24 protein-coding genes are annotated in these 24,248 nt (G+C 63.2%); 5 read left to right on the top strand and 19 right to left on the bottom strand.

Features of this window, described 5'->3' with window-relative positions; genetic code table 11:
- Positions 1-56: 56 nt before the first annotated feature.
- The 3 genes from I6F24_RS15450 to I6F24_RS15460 all read right to left on the bottom strand — a co-directional run bounded on the left by I6F24_RS15450 (position 57) and on the right by I6F24_RS15460 (position 1,573).
- Positions 57-557: a hypothetical protein gene (locus I6F24_RS15450; RefSeq protein ID WP_057027814.1), complete on the bottom strand. Its 501-nt coding sequence runs from the start codon at positions 555-557 to the stop codon at positions 57-59.
- Positions 558-763: 206 nt separating this feature from the next.
- Positions 764-1,156 (bottom strand): hypothetical protein, encoded by a 393-nt coding sequence (locus I6F24_RS15455; protein WP_036026827.1) that lies wholly within the window; start codon positions 1,154-1,156, stop codon positions 764-766.
- A gap of 72 nt (positions 1,157-1,228) precedes the next feature.
- Complete coding sequence (locus tag I6F24_RS15460) at positions 1,229-1,573, bottom strand: DUF1236 domain-containing protein (RefSeq protein WP_036026829.1); 345 nt, start codon at positions 1,571-1,573, stop codon at positions 1,229-1,231.
- 489 nt (positions 1,574-2,062) lie between these two features.
- On the opposite strand from I6F24_RS15460, the gene I6F24_RS15465 reads away from it, so the two are divergent.
- Positions 2,063-3,382, top strand: a complete 1,320-nt coding sequence (locus I6F24_RS15465; protein WP_225150871.1) for an aminotransferase class V-fold PLP-dependent enzyme — start codon at positions 2,063-2,065, stop codon at positions 3,380-3,382.
- Positions 3,383-3,409: 27 nt separating this feature from the next.
- On the opposite strand, the gene I6F24_RS15470 is transcribed toward I6F24_RS15465, so the two are convergent.
- From I6F24_RS15470 to I6F24_RS15500, 7 genes are all read right to left on the bottom strand, one after another.
- Positions 3,410-3,808 carry a VOC family protein gene (locus tag I6F24_RS15470; protein ID WP_225126981.1) on the bottom strand — a complete coding sequence of 133 codons (399 nt, stop codon included), beginning with the start codon at positions 3,806-3,808 and terminating at the stop codon, positions 3,410-3,412.
- Between the two features lie 153 nt (positions 3,809-3,961).
- Positions 3,962-5,035 (bottom strand): M48 family metallopeptidase, encoded by a 1,074-nt coding sequence (locus I6F24_RS15475; protein WP_050995992.1) that lies wholly within the window; start codon positions 5,033-5,035, stop codon positions 3,962-3,964.
- A 28-nt stretch (positions 5,036-5,063) separates the two neighbouring features.
- Entirely contained in the window at positions 5,064-5,462 is a 399-nt protein-coding gene (locus I6F24_RS15480; protein WP_225114314.1) for a DUF2846 domain-containing protein, read from the bottom strand.
- Positions 5,463-5,621: 159 nt separating this feature from the next.
- On the bottom strand, positions 5,622-6,644 hold the full coding sequence (locus I6F24_RS15485; RefSeq protein ID WP_225140581.1) for an LLM class flavin-dependent oxidoreductase: 1,023 nt from the start codon (positions 6,642-6,644) through the stop codon (positions 5,622-5,624).
- A gap of 54 nt (positions 6,645-6,698) precedes the next feature.
- Positions 6,699-7,115, bottom strand: a complete 417-nt coding sequence (locus I6F24_RS15490) for a hypothetical protein (protein ID WP_225140580.1) — start codon at positions 7,113-7,115, stop codon at positions 6,699-6,701.
- A 286-nt stretch (positions 7,116-7,401) separates the two neighbouring features.
- On the bottom strand, positions 7,402-8,265 hold the full coding sequence (locus I6F24_RS15495; protein WP_225140578.1) for a L,D-transpeptidase: 864 nt from the start codon (positions 8,263-8,265) through the stop codon (positions 7,402-7,404).
- A 188-nt stretch (positions 8,266-8,453) separates the two neighbouring features.
- Entirely contained in the window at positions 8,454-10,655 is a 2,202-nt protein-coding gene (locus I6F24_RS15500) for a LuxR C-terminal-related transcriptional regulator (protein WP_225150873.1), read from the bottom strand.
- Between the two features lie 139 nt (positions 10,656-10,794).
- Between I6F24_RS15500 and I6F24_RS15505 the strand changes: the two genes are divergently transcribed.
- On the top strand, positions 10,795-11,088 hold the full coding sequence (locus I6F24_RS15505; protein WP_225150875.1) for an antibiotic biosynthesis monooxygenase: 294 nt from the start codon (positions 10,795-10,797) through the stop codon (positions 11,086-11,088).
- A gap of 171 nt (positions 11,089-11,259) precedes the next feature.
- Here I6F24_RS15505 and I6F24_RS15510 read toward each other — a convergent pair whose 3' ends face one another.
- Positions 11,260-12,135 (bottom strand): AraC family transcriptional regulator, encoded by an 876-nt coding sequence (locus tag I6F24_RS15510; protein ID WP_225150877.1) that lies wholly within the window; start codon positions 12,133-12,135, stop codon positions 11,260-11,262.
- A gap of 194 nt (positions 12,136-12,329) precedes the next feature.
- Here I6F24_RS15510 and I6F24_RS15515 point away from each other — a divergent pair, with 194 nt between their 5' ends.
- Together I6F24_RS15515 and I6F24_RS15520 are read left to right on the top strand one after the other, a co-directional pair.
- Positions 12,330-13,448 carry an aldo/keto reductase gene (locus I6F24_RS15515; RefSeq protein ID WP_225150879.1) on the top strand — a complete coding sequence of 373 codons (1,119 nt, stop codon included), beginning with the start codon at positions 12,330-12,332 and terminating at the stop codon, positions 13,446-13,448.
- A gap of 72 nt (positions 13,449-13,520) precedes the next feature.
- A complete protein-coding gene (locus I6F24_RS15520) occupies positions 13,521-14,222 on the top strand; it encodes a formylglycine-generating enzyme family protein (RefSeq protein ID WP_225150881.1) in 702 nt (233 codons plus the stop codon).
- A gap of 101 nt (positions 14,223-14,323) precedes the next feature.
- On the opposite strand, the gene I6F24_RS15525 is transcribed toward I6F24_RS15520, so the two are convergent.
- From I6F24_RS15525 to I6F24_RS15545, 5 genes are all read right to left on the bottom strand, one after another.
- On the bottom strand, positions 14,324-15,367 hold the full coding sequence (locus I6F24_RS15525) for a lytic transglycosylase domain-containing protein (RefSeq protein WP_225150883.1): 1,044 nt from the start codon (positions 15,365-15,367) through the stop codon (positions 14,324-14,326).
- Positions 15,368-15,720: 353 nt separating this feature from the next.
- Positions 15,721-16,716 (bottom strand): glycosyltransferase, encoded by a 996-nt coding sequence (locus I6F24_RS15530; RefSeq protein ID WP_225150885.1) that lies wholly within the window; start codon positions 16,714-16,716, stop codon positions 15,721-15,723.
- A 322-nt stretch (positions 16,717-17,038) separates the two neighbouring features.
- Positions 17,039-18,034, bottom strand: coding sequence for a methyltransferase (locus I6F24_RS15535; RefSeq protein WP_057028272.1), 996 nt, complete (start codon positions 18,032-18,034; stop codon positions 17,039-17,041).
- A gap of 712 nt (positions 18,035-18,746) precedes the next feature.
- Positions 18,747-19,079 (bottom strand): DUF3325 family protein, encoded by a 333-nt coding sequence (locus tag I6F24_RS15540; RefSeq protein WP_225150887.1) that lies wholly within the window; start codon positions 19,077-19,079, stop codon positions 18,747-18,749.
- Positions 19,076-19,291: a hypothetical protein gene (locus I6F24_RS15545; protein WP_225150889.1), complete on the bottom strand. Its 216-nt coding sequence runs from the start codon at positions 19,289-19,291 to the stop codon at positions 19,076-19,078. Before I6F24_RS15545 ends, I6F24_RS15540 begins: the two co-directional genes overlap by 4 nt.
- Positions 19,292-19,301: 10 nt before the next feature.
- Here I6F24_RS15545 and I6F24_RS15550 point away from each other — a divergent pair, with 10 nt between their 5' ends.
- Positions 19,302-19,469 (top strand): hypothetical protein, encoded by a 168-nt coding sequence (locus I6F24_RS15550; protein WP_225126965.1) that lies wholly within the window; start codon positions 19,302-19,304, stop codon positions 19,467-19,469.
- 177 nt (positions 19,470-19,646) lie between these two features.
- Here the strand turns inward: I6F24_RS15550 and I6F24_RS15555 are convergent, their stop codons facing one another.
- The 3 genes from I6F24_RS15555 to I6F24_RS15565 form a co-directional block, all read right to left on the bottom strand.
- Positions 19,647-21,668, bottom strand: coding sequence for a YgiQ family radical SAM protein (locus I6F24_RS15555; protein WP_036026851.1), 2,022 nt, complete (start codon positions 21,666-21,668; stop codon positions 19,647-19,649).
- Between the two features lie 84 nt (positions 21,669-21,752).
- Positions 21,753-23,165 carry an amidase gene (locus I6F24_RS15560; RefSeq protein WP_050995997.1) on the bottom strand — a complete coding sequence of 471 codons (1,413 nt, stop codon included), beginning with the start codon at positions 23,163-23,165 and terminating at the stop codon, positions 21,753-21,755.
- A 2-nt stretch (positions 23,166-23,167) separates the two neighbouring features.
- On the bottom strand, positions 23,168-24,202 hold the full coding sequence (locus I6F24_RS15565; protein ID WP_158644886.1) for a LacI family DNA-binding transcriptional regulator: 1,035 nt from the start codon (positions 24,200-24,202) through the stop codon (positions 23,168-23,170).
- Positions 24,203-24,248: the final 46 nt, after the last annotated feature.

The raw sequence follows: 24,248 nt of genomic DNA on the forward strand, positions 1-24,248 counted from the left end.
AGTTCTCCTCCAACAAAGACGAAGGAGCGGCATCGCTGCCGCTCCTGGTCAAGGCACTAGTTCTTGTCCTTCTTCCACTCGTCCTTGTTATGGCCCTTGCCCTTTTCGAGGCCCATGTCGCTGGCGTGGCTACCGGACTTGCCGTCGCCCATGCCGGGCGATTTCGACGAACCGGACTGGCCAACGGTCGAGCCGCCCGCAGCCGAGCCGCCAGTGCCGACGCTGGATGAGCTCTTGCCATCGCCCGCCGATGAACCACCGGTGCCGAGCGTCGAGGCCGAGCCGCTGCCCGAGCCACTGCCGGCCGCCGATCCGCCGGTGCCGACGGTCGAAGAGCTGGTGCCGCCGCCGGCCGAAGAGCCGCCGGTGCCGAGTGTCGAAGCAGAGCCTGACCCGCTGCCGCCAGCCGAAGAGCCACCGGTGCCCACCGTCGAAGAGCTGGTGCCGCCGCCGGCCGATGAACCGCCGGTGCCGACCGTCGAGCTCGATTGCGCAACGGCGAGCGCCGTGCCGGCCAGCAGCGCGGCCGCAGCCGCAGAGAGCTTCAGGATCCTCATGTGCATTTCCTCCAGGTTTCCAAAAATCAAATCGCCAATCAGGCCCGGGATAAATTGGCAATCGCGGAAACGTTCCTTGTGTCGGACACGTTGACGCTTCGATTCAGCCTGAGACAGTTCCGCGACGCGAAGCGCACAGCTTTTATTCATTCAGCGTTCATCTGGTGCTGCGGCCATGGAGTCGCGTTCGCTACGATCGCCGGCTCTCAGAATGCTCCGGCCGTCACCTGACGCGTGGAGAGGCGAGAGGAAGCCGCGCGGCCATTCCGATTCGAATGCAGACCGGCTGCGCGCGCCGTCTCGCGCCGAGATGCCGCGACGTCCGGCGTTCGCGTTTCAAGCATCGTCAATGCGCCGCTCGTACCGCGATCAGGCGCGTCGGCGGCGAGCAGGGGAGTGGAGACGGTGGCAGCGATCCGAGTGGATGTGTCGAAGATGATTTTTTCAGGCAGCGCCCGTGCGGAGTGGATGCGAATGGTGGCCCGAGCGGCCTCCGGGCCGGCAGCACGCTCCGCGGGCTGCGGCAGAGAGCGATCCAGCAACAAGAGCAGCGCCACGACGAAACTGCTTGCAAACACGAAATATCGAACGATCGGCATCAGGCGCTACCGCAAACGAGCTGTCGAAAGAATGCACGGGCGGGCCGCCTCGACGACCCGCCGTGCGGCGGTTTAGTCAATCTCCTGGACGACCATGCGGCTGCCGGGATCGACCAACATCACGCGGTTGCCCGAGTAGACGTAGCGGTACTTGGTGAGCGAGGGACCCCAGTCACTCGGCACGGCTGCGAGCTCGACGTCGCTCGGCACGGGCGAACCGACGACGATCTTTTCGCGCGTTTCGACCGGACGGATCTTGCGCTCGGTGACGTAGGACCGGATCTTGGTGCGGTACTCCGGTTCGATCTGCACGGCCGCGCCGTGCCCGGCTCCGGTCGTGGTGGTGACGGTGGTTTGTGCCATCGCGCCCGTCGACACGAGCAGAGCGGCGGCCGAAATCAACATGAGCTTCTTCATTGCGTTCTCCCTCGCCGCTGCATGCGGCGCTGCAATGAACTCGCCATCAGCTGCGCCGTTCCGGCAAAACCCGGAACGTTTGCCGTTTTTTCCCGTTCTCTCACGGGGAGCACTCAACTGGAGGAGAGGAAAATGCCTGTGTTGATTCTTTGGGCGGTGCCCGCGCTCATCGTCCTGGGCGGCGGCATCTATCTCATCGGCTACCTGCAATGAATGTGAAGGTTCCGGTTTCCGGACAAAGGAAGAAACCGGACCCCACATCCGCTCGCGCGCGTCGAGGCCGGTGCTCCGGCCGCGCCGTCGCCATCGGCTTCCGATCATCGCATTGTCACGCTCCGGTCATCTCCGCTGCATCGTCCGTTGCTCTTGTCCCGCGCGCCAGAGCCTGCTTCGTCCGGTGACGTCGGAACGGAGCTCTGGATCGTCGTTTGGCGTTTTCGCGATGCGATCCCGACGCCGCTTCGCTCGAACGCTCTGGGGAGAGCTGACATGCAACTGATCAGGACGTTTTCAGCGGACCGCCGCGCGATGCTCAAGGGCCTCGCGGCAGCAGCCGTGGCGCCGCTTGCGGGGCCGGCCTTTGCCGCCGAGGGACTTCCGCCGCAGCCGACCGGCTCAGTGGCTGCCATCGCCACCGACAAGTCCTATTGGGCGGCCGTGAAAGGGCTCTATGCCGTGACGCCGGACATCGTCAATTTCGAGAACGGCTATTGGGGCATCATGGCCGAGCCCGTGCGGCGCGAGTTCATCCGCCAGTCCGACATGGTCAATTATCAGAACACCTATTACGCGCGGCTGCGTGCGGGTGCGGATTTCGAGGCGGTGCGCACCAAGGTGGCGGAGGCGGTCGGCGCGCTTCCAGCTGAGATCGCGCTCACCCGCGGCGCCACCGAAGCGCTCCAGCTCCTCATCGGCGGCTACAACAGGCTGAAGCCGGGCGACAGCGTGCTCTATGCCGATCTCGATTATGATTCGATGCAATATGCGATGAACGCGCTGAAGGCGCGCCGTGGCGTCGAAGTGGTCAAGTTCGACGTGCCGGAGCCCGCCACCCGCCAGGCTGTGCTCGACGCCTATGCCCGCGCCATCGAGGCGAACCCGAAGACGAGGCTTTTGCTCCTGACCCATGTCAGCCACCGCACCGGCTTCGTCATGCCGGTCGCCGAGATCGCCCGCATGGCCAAGGCCAAAGGCATCGACACGATCGTCGATGCCGCCCATTCCTGGGGGCAGCTCGATTTCCGGGTGAGCGAGCTCGAGGCCGATTTCGTCGGCTTCAATCTGCACAAATGGATCGGCGCGCCGCTCGGCGTCGGCTTCCTCTACATCAGGAAGGATCGCCTCGCCGCCATCGACCGCAACATGTGCGACGAGGATTTTCCGGAAAGCGATATCCGCTCGCGGGTGCATACCGGCACGGTCAATTTCGCCACGATGCTGACGGTGCCCACGGCGCTGGCGCTGCATCAAGAGATCGGCGCGGCGGCGAAGCAAGCGCGCCTGCGCCACTTGCGCGATTATTGGGTGAGCCGCGTCCGCGGCTTCAAGGACATCGAGATCCTGACGCCGGATGAGGCCGGCTCATATGGCGCGATCACGTCGTTCCGCCTCGCCGGCAAGACCGGCAAGACCGACAACGAGGCCATCGTTGCGAAGCTTCGGGACAGCTACCGGATCATGACGGTGCGCCGCGCCGGCATCGCCAAAGGCCAGTGCATCCGCGTGACTCCGGCGCTCTTCACCGACGAGGCCGATCTCGACCGCCTCGTCGAGGCGCTGGCCGTCATCACGGGGACGAAGACGGGGTGAGCGTCGCGGAAGCGGCGTCGTCGGGCGTCAACTGCGGCTGGAGGGCTGGATGAGGTCCCAACGGTTGCCGCACAGATCCTCGAAAACCGCGACGACGCCATAGGCCTCGTGCCGCGGCGGCCGGACGAAACGCACGCCGGCGGCAACCATGCGCGCATGATCGCGCTCGAAATCATCCGTTTCCAGGAAGAGGAAAACGCGCCCGCCGGTCTGGTCGCCGATGCGCGCCGTCTGCGCCGGCCCGTCTGCTCGCGCCAGGAGCAGGCCAGAACCAGGATTGCCCCGCGGCCGCACCACCACCCAGCGCTTGCCGCCGCCGAGCGGCGTGTCCTCGCAAAGCTCGAAATCCAGAGCGCGCGTGAAGAAGGCGATCGCTTCATCATAGTCGGCGACCACGAGACTGACGAGTGACAGACGCTGATTCATCGCGCGACCCGGCGAATGGCGGCAAGCTCGCTGTGGAGGAGACAGGATAGCATAACACTGTCCAGCTCGCGTGATCCTGCCGCCGGTCCCAAGAGCTAGCACGGACACACGAAGATCGTCGAGCAATTGTTCGCTCGGCCAGAGCCCGCACGTTCATCTGCCGACGCTGACCCACTCCTGGACCTTCTTCCGCCATTCCTCATCGAATCGTAAGGTGAGTTGGTTGGCAGCGTCCGGTGAGAGAAGTTGGTCAACCGCGGACATTTGTATCTCGCCAACGTCAGGTACGTCGATGTATCCGAGGCTGGCCAACCGTTGGCCAAAAGGCGGATGTGTCGAATCGGGATCGTGCTGGCGGCTCAGACTGGCGACGGCGGCGGTCATGAATCCGGGCGCTCTTATAGCTGGAATCTGATCTAAGATTCGCGCGAATGGCGGCGATGGCGCCTTGATTGCGCCGAGCACCTCCTTCTGCAGGGGAGCGAAGACGAGATCGGCCAGACGTGCTCCACAAACCTCCATCATCACCAGCGCGCGTGCCATCTCCTCGCGTCCAACCTGCTCGGCCGCTTCCAGATCGGCGGCAAGCTCGTTCTCCCGTGACAATGCCTTGTATTCCTTCTCCAGCCTTTCGAGCAGGGAATGGAGTAGGATGCGAGCAATGTATCCGGTAATCGTGTGCTCCGGATCGGCGTAGAAGAAAACGTTCTCCGCGGCCGCCATGAAATCGGCGAGGTTGGTGCCTCCCGAAGTGTGCCGAAGCCGGGCGTGCGCCACTTCATGAGCGATAACGGCACGAACCGATCGCTGGTCCAGGATCATCAACAATGGCAGACCAATGGTCATCGTGACATGCTGCCCGAACACGCCCGCATACCGGCTTTCTTCCGAGATCGAAGCGTTGAAATCGGTGTCGACCAGCAGAGTGCGGTTCGATCTGACAAAACTGCGATCGAGCTCCCTCCATGCGGCCCAAAGCCCCGGGGCGGTCTGTTCGTCGGCTTCGAAACCGCCATGCTTGCGCGAAGGCAGGAACAGGAGCCCAATTGCGAGTGCTATGGTGGCCATGGAGCTTGTGAACACAATCGGTGCCGTGGCCAGCGCCGCAATCGTGTAGCGGTCCATGATCATCAGCCAGATGGCGAGAATCGTGCATGCCAGCGCGACGACGGGAAGCACCGCATAGCGACCAAGGCGCAAGACGATTTGCAGAATAAGGCGTTTCATCCGCGTTTCGGCCGCGGAGAGCCTCAGATCACGCCTTGCCACATGAGCTGTTGCTCTGATGCAAGCTGGCGACGTCGGCACGACCCTGGCTTTCCGTGACCTGAACCAACGTGATCGCACCGGGCGTGATGATTCCCACCTGTGGCTGGGCGGAGAGGTAGGTGGTGCTGCCGGCGCGCAGATCGAGGCTCACTTTCTCGCTTCCCTGCCCGAACAGGTTGGTACTCAGTGGAAGATTGTTGACCGCAACCTCGTGGCGGCCCGGAGGCAGCTCGCAGGCGACGAACCCTGCAGCCTGGCTGCCTCCAACGACGTTTCCATCGACCGCATAATTTGGCTGGATCGCAAAACCAAGGGCGGACGAGCGATAGATGACAAGCCGCGCAGTGTTGGCCTTGACGTTCTCTGTCAGCGCCGAGCTGCCCATCGGCCCTGACGCACACCCCGCTAGCAAGAATGCTGCAACGAAAATTCCTGGACGCAAGCCCATTCAACCCCCGATCAGTCCAACAATGCCCCGGGGGATCATTGGCGTCGGTGGTGCATGAAGTCAATCACGACTTGCGGTCGTGTCACGCCTTTCAGGTCACCGCCACCCCAGCGCCGGCGCGACATGCATCAGGATCGCCTCGATCGCATGCGCGCAATAATCCACGCCGAGCTGGTTCGGGATCGTCAGCAGCAGCGTATCGGCTTCGGTGATCGCCTCGTCCTGGCGCAGCTGTTCGATCAGCACGTCGGGCTCGGCCGCATAACTCCGCCCGAAGATCGCGCGCGTGCGCGGGTCGATGAAGCCGATCTGGTCTTCGCTGCCGCGCTCGCCGCCGAAATAGGCGCGGTCGCGCTCGTCCATCAGCGCGAAGATGCTGCGGCTGACGGAGACGCGGGGCTCGCGGCTGTGGCCGGCTTCCTTCCACGCCGCGCGATAGGCGCGAATTTGTGCCGCCTGCTGCACGTGAAAGGCCTCGCCGGTCTCGTCGTTCTTCAGCGTCGAGCTCTGCAGGTTCATGCCGAGCTGCGCCGCCCACACCGCGGTGGCGTTCGAGCCGGCGCCCCACCAGATCCGCTCGCGCAGGCCCGGCGCATGCGGCTCCAGGCGCAACAGCCCGGGAGGATTGGGAAACATCGGCTGCGGGTTGGGCTCGGCAAAACCTTCGCCGCGCAGGAGATCGAGGAAGACCTCCGCATGGCGCCGCCCCATGTCGGCATCGCTCTGGCCCTCGGCCGGACGATAGCCGAAATAACGCCAGCCGTCGATCACCTGCTCTGGCGAGCCGCGGCTGATGCCGAGCTGCAGCCGTCCGCCGGCGATGAGATCGGCGCTGCCGGCGTCCTCCACCGTGTAGAGCGGGTTCTCGTAGCGCATGTCGATCACGGCCGTGCCGATCTCGATTCGGCTGGTCTTGGCGCCGACGGCCGCGAGCAGCGGAAACGGCGAGGCCAGCTGCCGCGCGAAATGATGCACGCGGAAATAGGCGCCGTCGGCCCCGAGCTGTTCGGCCGCGACCGCCAGCTCGATCGATTGCAGCAGCGTATCCGCCGCCGAGCGCGTCCGGGATTGCGGCGAGGGCGTCCAGTGCCCGAAGGAGAGAAATCCGATCTTCTTCATGCGGGCAACATATGGCTGATCGGAAGAGTTTGCGAGACGTTCCTGGAGGCGGCCTCAGATTTCGCAGCCGGTCAAGTTCAAAGCCTTGAGCAGGCCGCCGAACGCCTTGAGGCGACACTGCTCGGTCTCGTTGGCCGCCTTTTCGCGCTGAACAGTGGCGGCTCGTTTGACGACAAATGCCTTTGGCTTCGGCTTGGGAGGTTCAGCGGTCGCGATCCGTTTCGGTTTGCTTCGCGGACGGACGATCGGCGTCGGCGCGAATGAACGGACATGCACGTCCTGCGGAGCAACCGGGTTATCCATCGAAGCGGTCTGTGTCGGCATCGCGCGGCTCTCAGCGGCAACCTCGAGGCGATCGGCCTTCGCCAGCGCATCGTGCGAAGCGGGGATGCTTGCGTTCTGCTCGGCAGGCGGCTGGACCGTGGCGGCGATGCGACGCGGTGGAGCGCTCAGCTCCATGGCCGACAGCATTCCCACACTCAACAGGATGAGGAGGCCCAACAACGCCATTCTCAGCATAACGCGCCTCTGACCCAGGTTAGCGCCGCTGAAAATTCTGCGCGTCAATGAGGCAACTTTGCCGGCGGCCGCCGCCCAACGGCAATCATTTGTCGATAGGGTTAATTCGGTGCCGCATCTTGCCAACGCAGACCGGCTTTGGTCGCGCAAGATGGTCTGTTCGGCCGTGGCTATCGACGTGAAGTGACGACTTGAATTGCTCTTTGTCCTCGGGGCAGAGCCAGGAGGAAGGACCGAACTACTGCACCTCGGCGATCTTCGGTCCGGGTGATGGCACCTGTGCGCTCGTTGCCGACGGCCGGTTCGACGGCGAGGCCGGGTCCGGAGATCGGGATGCGGCATCGGGCGGCGTACCCTGGGACGGTCGACGGGCCGCATTCGTCGGAAGCACGATCACCTTCGCGCCGACTTTCACCCGCTCATAGAGGTCGACGACGTCCTCGTTGGTCAGGCGGATGCAGCCGGACGACACCCGCTTGCCGATCGTCTCGGGCTTGTTGGTGCCGTGAATGCGATATTCGGTGTCGCCGAGATACATCGCCCGGGCGCCGAGCGGATTGCCGGGACCGCCCGCCATGAACCGCGGCAGATAAGGCTGACGCGAGACCATCTCCGCAGGCGGGCGCCAATCCGGCCATTCTGCCTTGCGCGCCACGGTCTGCTCACCGGACCACGCAAAACCTTCGCGGCCCACACCGATGCCGTAGCGCATCGCCTGCGTGTCGCTCAGGACGAGATAGAGGAACGTGTTGTTGGTATCGATGATCACGGTGCCCGGCGTCTGGCGGCTGGCATAGTCGACCACCTGCCGGACCAAGGCTCCGGGAATTTCGGCGTCGGCTTTGGGCGGTTCGACCAGCGGCGCCGGAGTAGGAACCGGGGGCGGCGCGGGCGCTGCTGCGTGAACCTGCGGTGCCACGTAGACCGGCGTTGACGATGCCATGGCCTGGGGCGCGGACGGCTTCCGCACCGGTTGCACGTTTCCCGGGCGAGCCAGCAGGCCATACCCCAATGCTGCGATGGCCACGGCGCCAATTCCGACTCTCGCTGCCATCGGCAGTGCGATCGTCTCGACCTTCCGGCGTTTGGCCCGCTTGCTCATGTCTTCTCCCAGGTCGCCACGCCCAGGAGGAGTACCCAGCAAGATTTAAGAAACTTCGAAGCGATTTTGCTGGGACCGGAACCGTCGACCATGGTTAACGCCGGCTGAGCCCGCGGCGGCCGCGCGGGAGATCGTCGAGCGAAGCGGCGTCATTCGTCCTCTTGCTTTGGCAGCTTCTGCTTGGTCAGCTACACAAACCAATCATGCACTGGATGATGCTCAACGCCCCTCGCGTGATCAACGGCACTTTGCTCCGCGTGCGAATGGCCAATCAGGTCTGCATCTGGGATCAGCGACAGTTCGGGATGTCCGGCGCGGTGCGGGCCGTGTTCTGCCGTGTCGGTGCCATAGCCACTCTCGCGATGATCCGAACCCTTGGCCGATGGCATATCGTTCCTGAAATGAAAGGAATCTCCGGCCCCGGGCGCGGCAGCCGCTTGTGCTGCACCGGCGCCGTGGTTCGCCGGGTTGTGGCCGTCAGCCTTTTGGCCCGGCTCTGCATGCGGATTTTGAGAAGCGTTTGGATGCGCCTGGTGCAAGTCACGCTGCGATTGGCCGGAATTGGCATGGCTTGCGGGTCCGTCATCGTCGGCAAGCTGCTTGGCAGCTGCGGAACCGGATTCCGAAGCGTGATGCGATTGCCCATGATGGGAGTCGTGCCCGGTCGAGCCCTGCTTGTCCTGATGCTTTCCGGCCGCTGCGCCGTTTTCCGAACCATGCAAATCACGCTGCGATTGTCCACGAGCGGAATCGCCCTCCGGCGGGCCGAGCTCGGCATGCTTGTTGCCGGCTGCTTCATCCTTCTCCGAAGCGTGCGATTTTCCCTGGCTTGATGCGTGGTCGGGTGGCCCGTGCTCGGTCTCCGGCTTGCCGGCTGCTGCGCCGTCTTCCGAAGCGTGCAAATCGCGCTGCGCTTGTCCATGATCGCGTGCGTCGATCGCCGCTGCCTGTGTCGTGGCGCGTTCGGCATTCCTCGCGCCCGTTGCGGCCGCCTGTTCCAAGCCGCCATGATCACTCAGAGCGTCGATGGCGCCGGATCCGATATGAGGGTTGCCGTTGTCGCCGAAGCCGTCCTCGCGCGCGGCCGCATCGATGATCTGAACCTCGTCGGCTCTGGCCATGGCGTCGCCTCGGGCAGCTTCCAACGCGAATGATTCATGGTGTGTGTCGGGATCGAGCCAGGGCAGCTTGTCGAAGCCGTCGAGATCGGGCCTGCCGGGACTATCGAGGGCGACCAACTCCCGGGGGGCGTTCGCGTCAGCCCACGCAAAGACATCGCTCGGTCTTTCCCAAGCAGTGAACGCCTGGGCGTGACTGCTCAGGAGCGAGACTCCGACTGCCGTCATCATGAACGTGCCGGCGCTGCTCAAGCCCGGCCTTGCAGGGTTGAGTGGCGGCACTGTGATCGTGCTGCCAGCAATATCGGCTCGGGATTCGATGAGCTTGGCGGCCCGCGTCGGCATGTCCGTCGGGGAGTTCTCGATACGGACGGCTCTGGCCATCTTGCCCGGAGCAGGAGTCGTTTTTGCGGAGGTGATCTTGATGGTCACGATCGCGCCGGTGCCATCTGCGGTCATGACCGTGACAGTGTCGGCATCCACAGTATCGACTTCGGTCGCGCCGGCGGATCGAACGTCCTCGAGCGCCGCCCAAATCAGAGCTGCAAGCGCGCCGACCCCGCCGTAAAGGCGCGTCAGGGCGAAGCTTGCGAGCTCCGTCCGGCCCTTGATGTCGAGCCGCGCGGATATGTGATCGATCCGCGCCTGAATGGTGCCTGGGGCGACCTTGAGCTCGCGCGCAATCTCCTTGTTCGACATGCCGCTGGCGACCAGACGCATGATCCTGCGCTCCTGGTCCGTCAGCGCTGCCAGGCCATTTTCGCCAGACGCGCCATTGCCTGTCTTGCGGGCCGCCGGGTGCGCGTTCGGCGCCACCAGCCGCAGCGACTGCAACAGGTTTTCGGGCTCCTCGCGCATCGGTATGGCGGTGCAGGCACCCGCTGCGACGGCCGCAGCGAGATCGCCGCGCGCGATCGATGCGGTGTAGAAGACCAGCCGTGTGGGAAGGCGTTCGGTGTTGACGGCGGTCAGCATGGCCGAGGCCGTCAGGTCGGGAAATCGGTCCTCGACGAGCGCGACGTCCGGCGCCAATGTCCGGACGGCTTCGAGGCAATCGGCTCCATTGATGCAGGATGCAACGATCTCGAAGTCACGCTCGGTCGCAAATAGCGTGGCAAAACCCTGCAAGACGATCGGACGGCGATCTGCGATCACGAGTCGGATACGACGCATCTGGTTTGGCTCGCCCGGCTTTCCCGTCTTGATTGGCCCAGAAATGCGACCCGGCTTCAGCCGCGTCACCTTCAAGAGCAGCGCGGCAACGCGCGACACCCTCGTTGGTTCCACGAGGTGTGAAGCCCGTGCGTCGGGTTGTTTTCGACTTTTTGTTGCGGGGGTGCAAAGATATCGGTCCGAACCCGATCTGGTACGGCGCTCGCATTTTCATCCAATCATTTTCCGGAGGCGCATCATGCAGGTTTACAACGTCGTCAAGTTCAAGGTGAAGCCGGGCCAGGAGGGCGCCTTTCTCGATGCGCACCGAGACGGCAAGGCCAAATGGCCGGGACTGGAGCACGGCGTCATCATCAGGACCGGCGATCAGACCTTCTGCCTCATCGGCACGTGGTCCAGCCAGGACGCGCTGGTCGCGGCCCGCTCGGCGATGATCAAGACCCTCGACAGCTTCAGGTCCGTGCTCGAGGACCAGGGCAACGGACGCGGCGTGACGGACGCGGTGTCGGGCGAGGTCGTGCTCGCGCTGTAGCGCGGGCAGTGCCGCGACTTCATCACCCGCAGGGGTCCTTGGTCGTGAACCGCTGCGTCTTGACGCCGGGGCCGCAGGCTCGTCGGAAAATGACGCAGGGTTGAGGCGTGTCGTCGGCTATTTGCCGGCTGCCGTTGTCCGCCATTGGCCGTCAGGCGCTACTTTCCCCCGTCAAAGATGGAATGAGCGTCGATATTGGGATGGACTCTGGCCGGTCATTAACCGGAAGACGCGGGCAAAATGCGCGGGACTGATAAAACCGACGCGTAGCGCCATCTGCGCGACCGAAAGCTTGCTGCTCGCCAGCAGTTGTTTTGCCATCGCGACTCGCCGCGCATGGACGAATGCCAGCGGCGTCTGCCCCGTCGCTGCCCTGAATGCGCGATGGAAATGGCCTTCCGAGAGCTGCGCAAGATCAGCGAGATCGGCAATCCGAATTGTCGCGCTTAAATGCGCGTCGATGAATTCGGTGACGCGCCGTAACCTCCACGCCGGCAGCTTGATCGATGTATCCTTCACGCTTGCACCACCGTATCGGCGTGCAAGGTATACAACGAGAGCAAGGCTCATCGTGTCGCAATAGATCGCGTCGAGACCTCCCTCCAGCGCGTCAACTCGTTCGAACTCCGCGAGCATGTTCCAGACGAAGCTGTCTTCCGAGCCCGACAGGGGGCCGAGTCCTTCGATCGATGCACCGGCGATTGCTGAAATCCTGGCGGGGTCGAGGGCGATCGCTGCCCATCGCCAACCCACATTGTGAAGCCGAAGCCGTCGTTCGCAGCCAGCCGGGAGAAATGAAACGGTCGACGGCAAATCGGGCCCGTCATAGCGATGCCCGCCATCGGCCGAGATTTCATGTCGCTCGGCGCCGCCGGACAGGGTCGCCATGATGAGGTGATTTGGCGACAGGATGCGTCCTTCGACGATGGAGGTCATCGGCCGGTACGCCGTTTCGAATGCGCCGTTCGCCCATTGAGTGCGCCGCCAGCCATCCGGCCGGGAACTCAACCGATCGATTGTCGACGCATTCTCAATGACACGGTGCATCGCGACTTCCTGCGAAGCGATGTCGCCTGAATACACATTCAAGCTTGGAACCGCAATTCCTTGCAGGCCGGAAAGGGAGCATCGTCGCGTCAGGATCGGGGTGATTTGATCAGAATCCCGCGCGACAAAGCGAGAGGTCGATCCTTTCTATTGGCAGGCGACAAGTGCCGCAGGCGAAATCACGGAGATTTGCAATGGACAAGACACCACAGGATTGGCCGACCTCGACCGACCGCCGGCAGTTCCTCGGCGCCGCCACCGCGATGGGCGCCGTCGCGGCGACAGCTGTTCACGCAACTGCGGTCGGCGTTTCGAGCGCCAGTGCGCAAGCGCCAGCCGGCACTGCATCGCGGGCGCCTGCGGCGGGGCCGGTACTCACCCGAACGATCGGCCGCACCAACGAAAGTCTGCCCGCGCTCGGACTGGGAACGTTTCTGACTTTTGACCTGCTGCCCGGCAGCAATCGCGACGCGCTGCGAGAGGTCACCAGGAAATATATAGATGCCGGCGTCCGGGTGATCGATACATCGCCGCTCTACGGTACCGGCGAGGTCAGCGTCGGTGGATTTCTCAGCGCGATGGGCGTGACGGACCAGATGTTCATCAGCAACAAGATCTGGTCGACCGGCGGCTACCTGGCCGACGAAAGCCACGCCTTGGCCAGCATGGAGCAATCGAGGCTTCGGCTGTGGCGCGACAAGATCGACGTGCTCCACTGCCACAGCCTGGTCAATGTCGACGCGATCGTGCCACTGCTGCGCGTATGGAAGAGAGAGGGCAGGATTCGTTATGTCGGCGCCTCCGTCCACGAGAATGACTATCACAACATTCTCGCAGGATTGATCGACAAGGATCTGGTGGACATCATCCAGGTCAACTATTCGATCTTCAATCGTCACGCCGAGGAGCGCGTCCTTCGCGCGGCGAGCGACAAGGGCGTCGGCGTGCTCACAAATATGCCGCTGGAAAAAGGCCGCTTGCACAAGATCGTCGAGGGCCGGCCGCTGCCCGATTTTGCCCGCGATATCGCTGCGGAGAATTGGTCGCAGTTCTTCATCAAATGGGTCATGGGCCATCCGGCGGTGACGACCGTTCTTGCCGCGACATCGAACCCGGATCACGCGGCCGAGAATGTCGGCGCGCTGCGCGGTCCTCAGCCGGATCAATCCATGCGGCAGCGGATGGCACGGCATATGGAAAGCATTCCCGGCTTCGCCAATCTCGCGTCGATGCAATGGTATCCTGACAAGCAGAGCATGTACCAGGGCGTCATCCGCCGTTCGCAGGCGGCATTGCGTCAGCGCATGAGTTGATCGATGAATGGCAGGCGCGCAGGGTCGACGCCTGCCCTTCTCACCTGGAAGCAATACAGGAGAAGTTCATACATGAAATGGCGCTCGATTGCTTTGCGATGTGGCTTGATGGCCGTTACCGGCGTTGCATTCGCCGAGCCTGCCCAACGCGAGAATCTGGGCAAGTTTGCCATCGACCGGACCGAGGTCACGATCGGCCAGTTTCGCAATTTCGCGGCTGACAAAGCTCTGAAGACCGCGGCCGAACAGGAAGGAGGCGGACACGAATTCGCGAGCGGCTGGATCCGTCGCCGCGGCTGGACATGGGCGACGCCTTTCGGAGAACCGGGCAGCGACGATGAGCCGGCGGTGCATGTGTCGTGGAACGAAGCTCGTGACTACTGCTTAGCCGTGGGCGGACGCTTGCCGACCCTGGAAGAATGGGAAAGAGCCGCCTATACCGAAGCGCGTGCGAATCCTACCGACGATTTCGTAAATGGACGCACCTATCCTTATCCTGTCGGCGATAGACCTGACGGCATGAACACATCCGATAGAGATCGCTGGCCGCGGCATGCAGCCGTGGGTACCACCAAGCGGGGTGTCAACGGTCTGTACGACATGGGTGGCAATGTCTGGGAATGGCTCGCGGATCGGCGGGGCGATGAGGCACTGACGGCCGGCGGGTCGTGGTGGTACGGTGCGGACAAGACAAAAGCGTCGGCCGTACAGTGGAAATCGGCCGACTTTCACGCGGTCTATATCGGGTTGCGTTGCGTTTACACGGCTCAATAGCCCGTTCAGGTGAGGGCCCAACACACCCTGGGTAAGGCCGACGGCCGGCGAGTTGCGCTAAAGACAAGCAAGCATGCGCGGCGCTGCCGACGACCGACTTATTAGTTTGCCGCCGCCGCAGCAGTCGCCACATATTTCGTGTAGAATTCGGCGACCCGGCCGCGCCACATGCCGACGAACGCTTCTGACGTCACGTTGTCGACCGATTTCCAGGTGCGCTTGAAGGCCGGAAGTGCATTGCCCCAAATCGCGCGTTTGCACCACCGCTCACCCTTCTCCTTGCCTTCGCTGGTGGCGCACATCGATTTCCACGCGGCGCGAGCGGGCCGGCTGATGTGCTCGGCGGCGCCTTCCCAGCCCTGCTGATGAATCAGGTAGAGATCGCTCATGTCCGGCTTACGGTGGGTGATCCACTCGAACAGGACGCCCTCGGTAATGATCTTGTAGGCGGCGGCGACGGCGTTATCCCGCGGACTGCGAATTTGCCCGAAGCCGAACTTTCCGAACTCATAATAGCTCAGCTGAAACAGCCCGATATAGGACCCGGTGCGTTGATTGGGGTTGAAACCGGATTCGATCTTGGCAACCGCCATCATGAAATTGAAATCGAGACCAAACGCGTCGGCAGCGCGCTTGATTTCTTCGGTCGGCGTTCCCAGCGGAATGTCCCTGAACGCACGCAAGACGATCTCCGCCGGTTTCTCGGCGGGCGGCAGTTCGGACCAGACGTAGTAGGCCAGATGACGGAAATCCCGCGTCGACGCCGCTTTCGGAGCTCCGTTGGACGCATCGCGTTCCGGCGGCAGCGATTGGACGACATCCTGTCCCAACGAGGCCAATTTCGGCGCGACGGGTTGATCGACGATCTCGGCTTCGGTGCGTAGCGGTGCCGAACCTGCCGACATCACCGCGCGCGGCTCTGCTCTTTCTTCCCGAAGCGCTGCCGCAAGTCTGGCGGATGCCTCTGCGTAGGCGGCCGGCGTCACCACGTTCGTGGGAGCCGCCATGCTCGCTGCAGCCGGTATGCTCGCTGCCGCTTGCGACATGACATCGGGCACCGTCGCGGCCGGTCTGTTAGCGGCGGCCAGAAAGAGTCCCACGGATGCGAGAACAGCCACGATGCAGCTGGTCTGCCAGGCCTTCATTGCCCGAAGTCCAATGCTGGCTTCCGTACGAGGGCTGTTCGCATGTTCCTGCAGCCTGTGGGTGAGCACTCTTCGTACAATCTTAAGGTTTAAATGTGGTGAACGAGAGCAGGCATTCTGCTTCGCAACCCGATATGTCCCTCTTGGGCCACAAGCGGCTCCTGGCGGAGGACGCTCGTGGGTCGGCCATGGGCGCACATGCTGGCAATGGGATCCGATCTCAGCGGCTTCCGCGCTACACCCCGCAACCGACGCGCCGACAGCCACCGGAACCTTCGGCTACGGGCCAGAAGCGGAAATGATGCGCCAATGGCTCTAGCGGGCAGCCTATGCGTCGCGGCGAGCTCGGCTACTCAGCGCCGCTCGTTCCGGAAGATGGATCTGAACAACTCAACTGAAGGCCGCACCAGCTGCCATCCTCGCAATCCAAGCACCTTCTTGCAGGCAAGAAACCACCAACGACGTGAATGTTGAACGCTTGGGTCAATACTCAACGCAAGTTCGGCAAGGCGTGCTGAGGTGTCTATCGCTCCTTCGTTGAAGGCAATGCTTGCGCGGACGATCGCGTCAAGTGCCAATTGGCGGGTCAACCAGTTCCTGAGATCGTTTGTCAGCATCGCGGCGCCGCCATTCAGGAAATGTTCGATAGCCGCCTTGCGTTGGAGCAGGTTTAGCTCCGGTGAAGGCTCACTCGACATGTTGAGTGAGTGGTATCGATACACGGCCTGGTCCGCACCAATGAATCCGACGTCGCCATGTGCGGCGAGCCGCAACCACATTTCCATGTCGGAGGCGTAGGGCAAGTCTGCTAGATACCCGCCCAGTTTTTTCTGCAGGCTCGTGCGAACTACGACGGTCGGTGACACCACAATACATTGTGCACGACCAAGAGTGATGAACTCGAGTCCGGACAAGATGCGCGTTCGGAGATCCACTTCCGTTCCATAATAGCTTCTGTAGAATGGATGATCCCCGCGCTGGTCTAGAACAACCGCGCCTCCGAAGGTGAAAGCGACAGAAGGGTGATTGTCCATCAGATCGACCGATCTCGACAGGGCACCGGGCAGCAGGTAGTCGTCCGCAGACAGCAGAAGCATATAGTCGGCGCTCGCCCAGGCAATGCCTTCGTTGGCGGTCGCGATGAGACCTTGATTCGAGATGTGCCTGCGGTAATCGACGCGGGAATCGGACCGTAACTCTTGCGCAACTTCCGCGGTATTGTCAGGTGACGCATCATCGATGATGAGCACGCGCAATTCGGGACCGGATTGCGTCAAAACGCTCTCGACGCACTCTCGCAGGAAGTGCCCATACCTGAAGCAGGGAACAACGACGTCTACGGAGCTCATTTTTTGTCGGATTCCACCGACGATCGAGCCTCGATCCATCTGTTCAAGAAAATACTATTGAAAGGGTTCCGGGCCGGCTGGCACCGGCCAGCTCATCTGCTCCAACGCTGCCGATGGCAAATCCCCTCCTTGGCAACACGGAGGCCGCGATGGGTCAATCGCGGCGATCTGGCCCGGCTTAGGTTAGGCCCGGTCTACCCCTGACAGCCGACATATCCTCGGTCGCGGGATGCCGCAGCGATGGGGCAAAAGCTGACATGCAGAGGTTTCGACGATCTAAAGGTTCGTTGCGCATGTATGACCCGATGCTTTTTCGAAGACTTCAGGCTCGGCTTGCCTCAAGAACTGAGATAGCCCGGGCGGTCGAAATGACCCGCTCAAGCCGCAGACCTGCGGCGGCAAGCAAAGCGGCAAATTCGCTCTCGGTTCGCTCGACGCCCCCCGTAACGACAAGCATGTTCGCATCGATTAGCTTGATCGTATTTCGTTCGTTTCCCGGGGGAATAATAGTCTCCGCAATTAACACTCGTCCGTGGGGTTTCATTACCTCTCGGCAATTGCGCAGGATGCGTACCGCTTGCTCGTCATTCCAATCGTGAATGACCTTTTTCATGATATAGACGTCCGCACCGGCGGGAACGGCGTTGAAGAAATTGCCGGCCACGAACGAGGTCTGTGGCGGGAAACTTGCCGCATCAGCCCGCGCTGCCTCAACCCCCGCCGGTAGGTCAAACAATATGCCGGAAAGGTGAGGGTGTCTCTTTAGGATCTCCGAAAGCAGCTGTCCATGGCCGCCGCCGACATCGACAATCTGAGAAAACGCACCAAAATCACACGCCTCTGCTACAGCTTCATTGGCGCCTTGGCTAAGCGCGATCATCGCCTGCTGGAATAGCGAAGCCGCGTCCGGATGGTCCGCCAGCCAATCGAACCTGGGCTTTCCAAATACGGTTTCGAACGTCGGCAAACCCGTTTGCACTGAATGAGTGAGCTGAGCGAAGGCGAGATAGGGCTCCCTGTTCATCATTCGGATCAGGTCGCGGGGACTTGAGGGCGCGTCGGAAAGCAAGGCTGCGCCCAATTCGGTGAGTTGGAAGCGGCGGGCCGAGGTTTCGCTAAAGACCCCCTCGGCGGCGAGAAGCCGCATAATCCTATAGAGCGCATCGCAGTGACAATGCGTTTCCTCCGCCAGATCGTCGACGCTCCGCTCTCCGGCGACCAAGCGATCCGCAACGTTGAGATCTGTCGCAACGCGCAAGGCTTGGGAGACCATGAAGCCAAGGCCCAGGTGAATGAGTTGTTGAGAAGGACTATACATAGCTTTCCTTTCAAACAGCCGCCGCCTCACGGCGCCCGTGGTCTCAATATCACGACCTGAAGTGCCGCTAAGGGATGATAATTTAGCCGAGGGTGCAGTGTTTGTCGTTCGATGTAGACATCCCGCTCAGGTCGATGTCCGGTTCGGGTCAATAATCGACTCGGGTAATCCTCTATCGGGCAGAGATCGCCCAGGCTGGATCGTCGTCCTGAGTGCGCGGCGGCTTCTTTTTCGCTACGGGCAATGGGCGCCTGATATGTCCAAATCTGGCGTTAGGATCAGTAAATGTCCCCGGAATCGGCTTCTGGTCGCATTTGCCCAATTTGAACCTGATGCAATTCAGTTGCTGACGAAAAGCGCAGGTGCATGTGCATGGTCAAAACTTCTTCTTACCTTTCGACATCTGGTCTCGCGCTGCGGATGTGCGACTTACGTGGTTGCGTAAGGTGGTTTATCCACCTCTCGCACCGAGAGGCTTTGGATCAAAGCCTAACGAAGTCGACCACCGTCGCGGACGTTCGGTCCGCCTTTGGCAGGCATTTCCAAGCGGACTGGAGGCGATGATCACAAAGAGTCGGCTTCGGGTCAAAAGCTGACGCTAGGCAGGCAGCGCGGCAAGGTCAGCTTTGGACCAGAAGCAGACAAAGTCACGACCATCTATTTGCCGCATCCACAACCGTTTCTGGCCAGCTTGATCACGAAACGAATACCTTCAACGTCGAGTGACGGAGCGGATGCGAGCATCATTCTGTCGACGTCGCGCCGTGCGGGCAGCCAGTCTTCCCCACCCGATCAGCGCACAAAACACGATGGCGGCAGCCATCGTGGTGTGACCGCTGAACATCACGAGGCCCACGCTCCAGCTCTTTGCGGCCACGAGGATGCCGAGCGCCAGCAGCAGCACCCCTGCACCGGCAGCCCGAAGTCCATAGGTCGTCACCCGCGGCAGCGCCTTGCCGAAAATATCGCGCTGCTGGCGGTGCGTGGCGAAAGCCAGCGCAGCAAAGCCCGCCAGACACAGCCCAAGGGCAAGCAGATGGATCATTCTGCCGCACCGCTTGAAGCAATGGCGACCGGCACCTGCGGCATGCGCTTCGATTGCACAATGGATCGGTTCCGGGCGGTGCGAACAGCCAGAACAACGTGGAGCAGTGCGAGTGCCCAGCACGTCACGTCGATGCCGGCGAACACCCAGTCGCCTTGCGCCAGGCTGTGCCACAGCGGCCGCTGCGTCGTCAGCGCGTTGAGGACGGGCAAGAGGGCGCTCGTGGCGAACCTGCAAGCCAAGCCGGAGAAATTCGGGCGCGGCGCGGTGAGCTCAAGCTATCGATACGGAGCAGCAGGACGGGTTCGTCTCATCCACGTTCCGCGCTGGTGGCATCATACGCCTGTTTTGCCCGACGATCAAGCGAATTTCGCAAAAACAGAAAATTGACCGTTTCCCCGGGCCGATCATGCCTCGATTTGCGGTCGATGTTCGCGCCGATCTCATCGCGCTCGTAAGCCGTTGATCTTGCTACCCCCGGCTACTGTGCATGGGGTTGTTTTCGAGCTTTCGTCTTGCCGACGCGAAGACGCCACACCAAACCGTGCCAGATCCGGCTCACGCCCGCTACTTCATCACCCGCAGGCCCTTGGTCGTGAACCGCTGCGTCTTGCCGCCGGGCCGCATTGGCCGCTTGGTGCCGGCGGCCTTGCCGGTGCCGGGAGGCTGGTGCGCAGGCACGAGCTGGTGCGGCTGCGAGCCGATCAGGTCGCGGCGGCCCATCTCGATCAAGGCTTCGCGCAGCAGCGGCCAATTGTCGGGGTCGTGGTAGCGCAGGAATGCCTTGTGCAGGCGCCGCTGGCGCAGGCCCTTGATCGCCTCGACCTTGTCGCTGCCGCCGTGGCGCACGCCGCGCAAGGGGTTGACGCCCGTGTGGTACATCGCGGTCGCGGTCGCCATCGGCGAAGGCAGGAAGGTCTGCACCTGGTCGGCGCGGTAGCGGTTCTTCTTCAGCCACAGCGCGAGGTTCATCATGTCCTCGTCGGTCGTGCCCGGATGTGCCGCGATGAAATAGGGGATCAGATAATATTTCTTGCCGGCGCGCTCGGCCGCCTCGTCGAACATGCGCTTGAACTTGTTGTAGGCGCCGATGCCCGGCTTCATCATCTTGTCGAGCGGGCCGCGCTCGGTATGTTCAGGGGCGATCTTCAGGTAACCGCCGACGTGATGGGTGACGAGCTCCTTGATGTATTCGGGGCTCTCGACGGCGAGGTCGTAGCGCACGCCGGAGGCGACCATCACCTTCTTGATGCCTTTGGTCTCGCGCACCTTGCGATAGAGCCGGATCAGATCGTCATGCGAGGTGTTGAGGTTCGGGCAGATCTCGGGGAAGACGCAGGACGGCCGGCGGCATGCCGCCTCGACCTTCGGGTCCTTGCACGCCATCCGGTACATGTTGGCGGTGGGGCCGCCGATGTCCGAGATGACGCCGGTGAAGCCCGGCGTCTTGTCGCGGATGCGCTCGATCTCGCGCAGGATCGAGCCTTCCGAGCGGTTCTGGATGATGCGGCCCTCATGCTCGGTGATCGAGCAGAAGGTGCAGCCGCCGAAGCAGCCGCGCATGATCGTCACCGAGAACTTGATCATCTCCCAGGCGGGGATGCGGGCATCGCCATAGGACGGGTGCGGCGCGCGCGCGTAAGGCAGATCGTAGACCGCGTCCATCTCTTCCGTCGTGAGCGGGATCGGCGGCGGATTGAGCCAGAGGTCGCGGTCGCCATGGCGCTGCACCAGCGGCCGCGCATTGCCGGGATTGCTCTCCCGATGCAGCACGCGCGAGGCGCGCGCATAGGCTTCCTTGTCCTGCTCGACCTGCTCCAGCGCCGGCAGGCGGATCACGGTTAAGCCCTTCTGGCGCGATGCGCCCTCGTCGGCGGACTCGAGATCGTCGGCGTGCAGCTCGGCGTAATCGTCCGGGACCTTGCGGAACAGCCCCACGCCCCTGATGTCGTCGAGCTCGCGCGGCGCTTCGCCAGCCGCGAGCCGGTGCGCCACTTCGACCACGGCACGCTCGGCGTTGCCGTAGAGCAGCAAGTCCGCCTTGGCGTCCGCCAGCACCGAGCGGCGCACCTTGTCGGACCAGTAATCGTAATGCGCGATCCGGCGCAGCGAGGCCTCGATGCCGCCGAGCACGATCGGGGTGTCCTTGAACGCCTCGCGGCAGCGCTGGGCGTAGACGATGGTGCAGCGGTCCGGCCGCTTGCCGCCTTCGCCGCCCGCCGTATAGGCGTCATCGCTGCGGATGCGCCGGTCGGCGGTGTAGCGGTTCACCATGGAATCCATGTTGCCGCCGGTGACGCCGAAGAACACTCTTGGCTTGCCGAGCGCCTTGAACGGCTCCGCCGAATGCCAGTCCGGCTGCGCGATGATGCCGACCCGAAAGCCTTGCGCCTCCAGCAGCCGGCCGATGATCGCCATGCCGAAGCTCGGATGGTCGACATAGGCATCCCCAGTCACCAGCACGATGTCGCAGGCGTCCCAGCCGAGCGCGTTCATCTCGGCGCGGCTCATGGGGAGGAACGGCGCCGGCTTGCGCGGGCGCGCCTGGGCCATCAGCGGCTTTTCGGCGGTGATCATCTGGGTGTCCATGGCGCCTACGCATAGGGCTCCGAGGCGATGAATTCAACCGACGGGCGCGTGAAAGATCAGGTTCCGCGGGACATCGCCTTTCCCTCAGGATGGCGAGGAAAACGCCTGCTCGATCCGCGCCGCGAAGGAGATCAGGCGCTCCTCGCTGTGCGGTGGGCCGACGATCTGCAAGGAGACGGGCATGCCGGCTCCATCGCGGCCGGCGGGCACCGCCAGCGCAGGGCAGCCGAGGATCGACCAGACATAGGTGATCATGATCCAGTCGATGTAGATCTTCGACGCGGTCCCCTCGATCTCGGCCGGCCACATGATCTCGACCGGAAAGGGCGCGACCTGCACGGTCGGGCAGATCAGGACGTCGATGTCGCCGAAGAAGTCCTGCATGCGCTGATAGATGGCCGCGCGCTGCTCTATCGCGGCCGCGATGTCTGTTGCGGAGAGGCTTTCACCATGGGCGATGTCGCCTGCCACCTCGGGCGTGAAGGCCGCGCGCGATTGCGGCCAAAGTCTGCTCCAGGTGGCAAGATAGGCGAGACCACGTAGCGCGCGGATCACGCGCGGCAGCCCGGCGAGATCAGGGGCGGTCTCGCTCATCCTGCAGCCTGCGGGTTGGAGCCGGTCGATCGCGCCGCGGAAGGCGGAACGAATGTCGTGATCGACCGGCAGCAGGCCGAGATCCTCGGACACCGCTATGCGCCCCGCCCATCCGGGTCGTGCGGCGGCGTTGCGGAACGATGCGGGATGCTCGCGCGACAACAGATCGGGCGGATGGAAGCCGGCCATCGCATCCAGCATCAAGGCAAGATCGGGAATCGTCCGCGCCATCGGTCCCTCGACGAAAACGGTGTCGAACGGATCGGAGAGCGGCTTTCTCGGCACGAGGCCCGGTGTGGGCCTCAGCCCCGCAACACCGCAAAATGCGGCCGGCGTGCGCAGGCTGCCGCCGACATCGTTGCCATGGGCGAGATAGACCTGATGCGCGGCCAGCGCCGCTGCCGATCCGCCGGAGGAGCCGCCCGCGGTCAGCGCAGGAAAGAACGGATTGCGCGTCGCGCCGAACAGCGCGTTGGTGGTGTTGGCGCCGCCGAGCTCCGACAGATTGCTCTTGCCCACGACGATGGCGCCATTGCGCTGGAGACGATCGATCGCGGGAGTCGATATCTCGGGGGCGCCGCGGGCCGTCAGCGCGCTGCCGCCGCTGGTCGGCACGCCTGCGACATCGGTGTTGTCCTTGACCGCGAGCGGAAGTCCGCAGAGCAGGGGCCAGTCCTCACCGGCCGCCTTTTTCTGCATAAGCCGCCGTGCTTCACCCCGTGCGGCCTCGAAGCAGCGAACCGGAATCGCGTTGATTCCCGCATCCGTCGCTTCGATCCTGTCGATCGCGGCATCGACCACGTCGAGCGGCGACAGATGGCCTTTGCGAATCTCGGCAATGGCGTCGACGGCGGACAGCGCAAGAATGCCGGTGGAAGGCGCAAGGCCGGGCGCATCACTCATCTCTATGTCCGGATCGCGGCGGTGGACCCGCGCACCACCAGCGCCGGCTGAAGCTGGATCGATCTCGCCTCTCCCTCGACGCCGGAACGTCCCTCCGAAACTCGCGACAGCAGGGTCGAGACCGTGGTTTGGGCAATCGCCTCGGACGGCTGCGTCACGATGGTCATGCCCGGCCGCACCAGGCCGGCCCACGGAGGCTCGTCAACCGCGATGACGGAGAGGTCGTCGGGAATGGTGAGCCCGCTCTCGGCAATGGCACGAAGCAGTCCGAGCGAAAGATGATTGTTGGTGGCGAAGATCGCGGTCGGTCGCTGCGCATGCCGCAGGAGCCGCATTGCGGCGGCATGGCCGGCGGCCTCGGAGAAATTGTCCTTCTCGATCAGCCGTTCGTCGAGGGTGGTGCCGCGCGAGGCCAGGCCGCTTCTGAGGCCATCGAGGCGGTGGCGCGCGATCTGATGCTCGGGCGATCCCATGATCACGGCGATGCGGCGATGGCCGAGATCGTCGAGATGTTCGGCCGCGAGCCGTCCCAGCGCAACGTTGTCGGTCGTGACCGAATCGAGGTCGAGCCCCTCGATGCGTCGGTCCACCAGAATGCCCGGCATCGGCAAGTCCGCCAGCGCGGCCTGGCGTCCGCTCCAGCCGCGCCGGGTTGGGATGACGATGACGCCGTCGGCGCGCTGCGACAGCAGCATGGCAAGATGCCGCTCTTCGCGCCCGGGGTCTTCGGCACTGTTGCAGAGAATGACGGAATAGCCCGCGGCGCTCGACAGCCACTCGATGCTTTCGACGAGCTTCAGGAAGTAGGGATTGGCGAGATCCGCCACGAGCAGCCCGAGGATGCGCGTGGCGCCGCTGCGCAGGCTGCGGGCGCTGGCATGCGGTGCATAGCCGAGCTTGCGTGCTGCCGCATTGACGCGCGCCTGGAGGAGCTCGCTGACCTTGCCCGACCGGTTGAGCGTCTTCGACACGGTGGCCACGGAGACACCGGCGAGCCGGGCGACCTCGTGGATAGTGGGCAATGGCCCTGCCGGCATCAACCATTCTCCTGTTAAACGTTTTTGTATTGGTTGGATTGACCGG

Source organism: Bradyrhizobium sp. BRP23 (genome assembly GCF_020194135.1).
GTDB lineage: Bacteria > Pseudomonadota > Alphaproteobacteria > Rhizobiales > Xanthobacteraceae > Bradyrhizobium > Bradyrhizobium yuanmingense.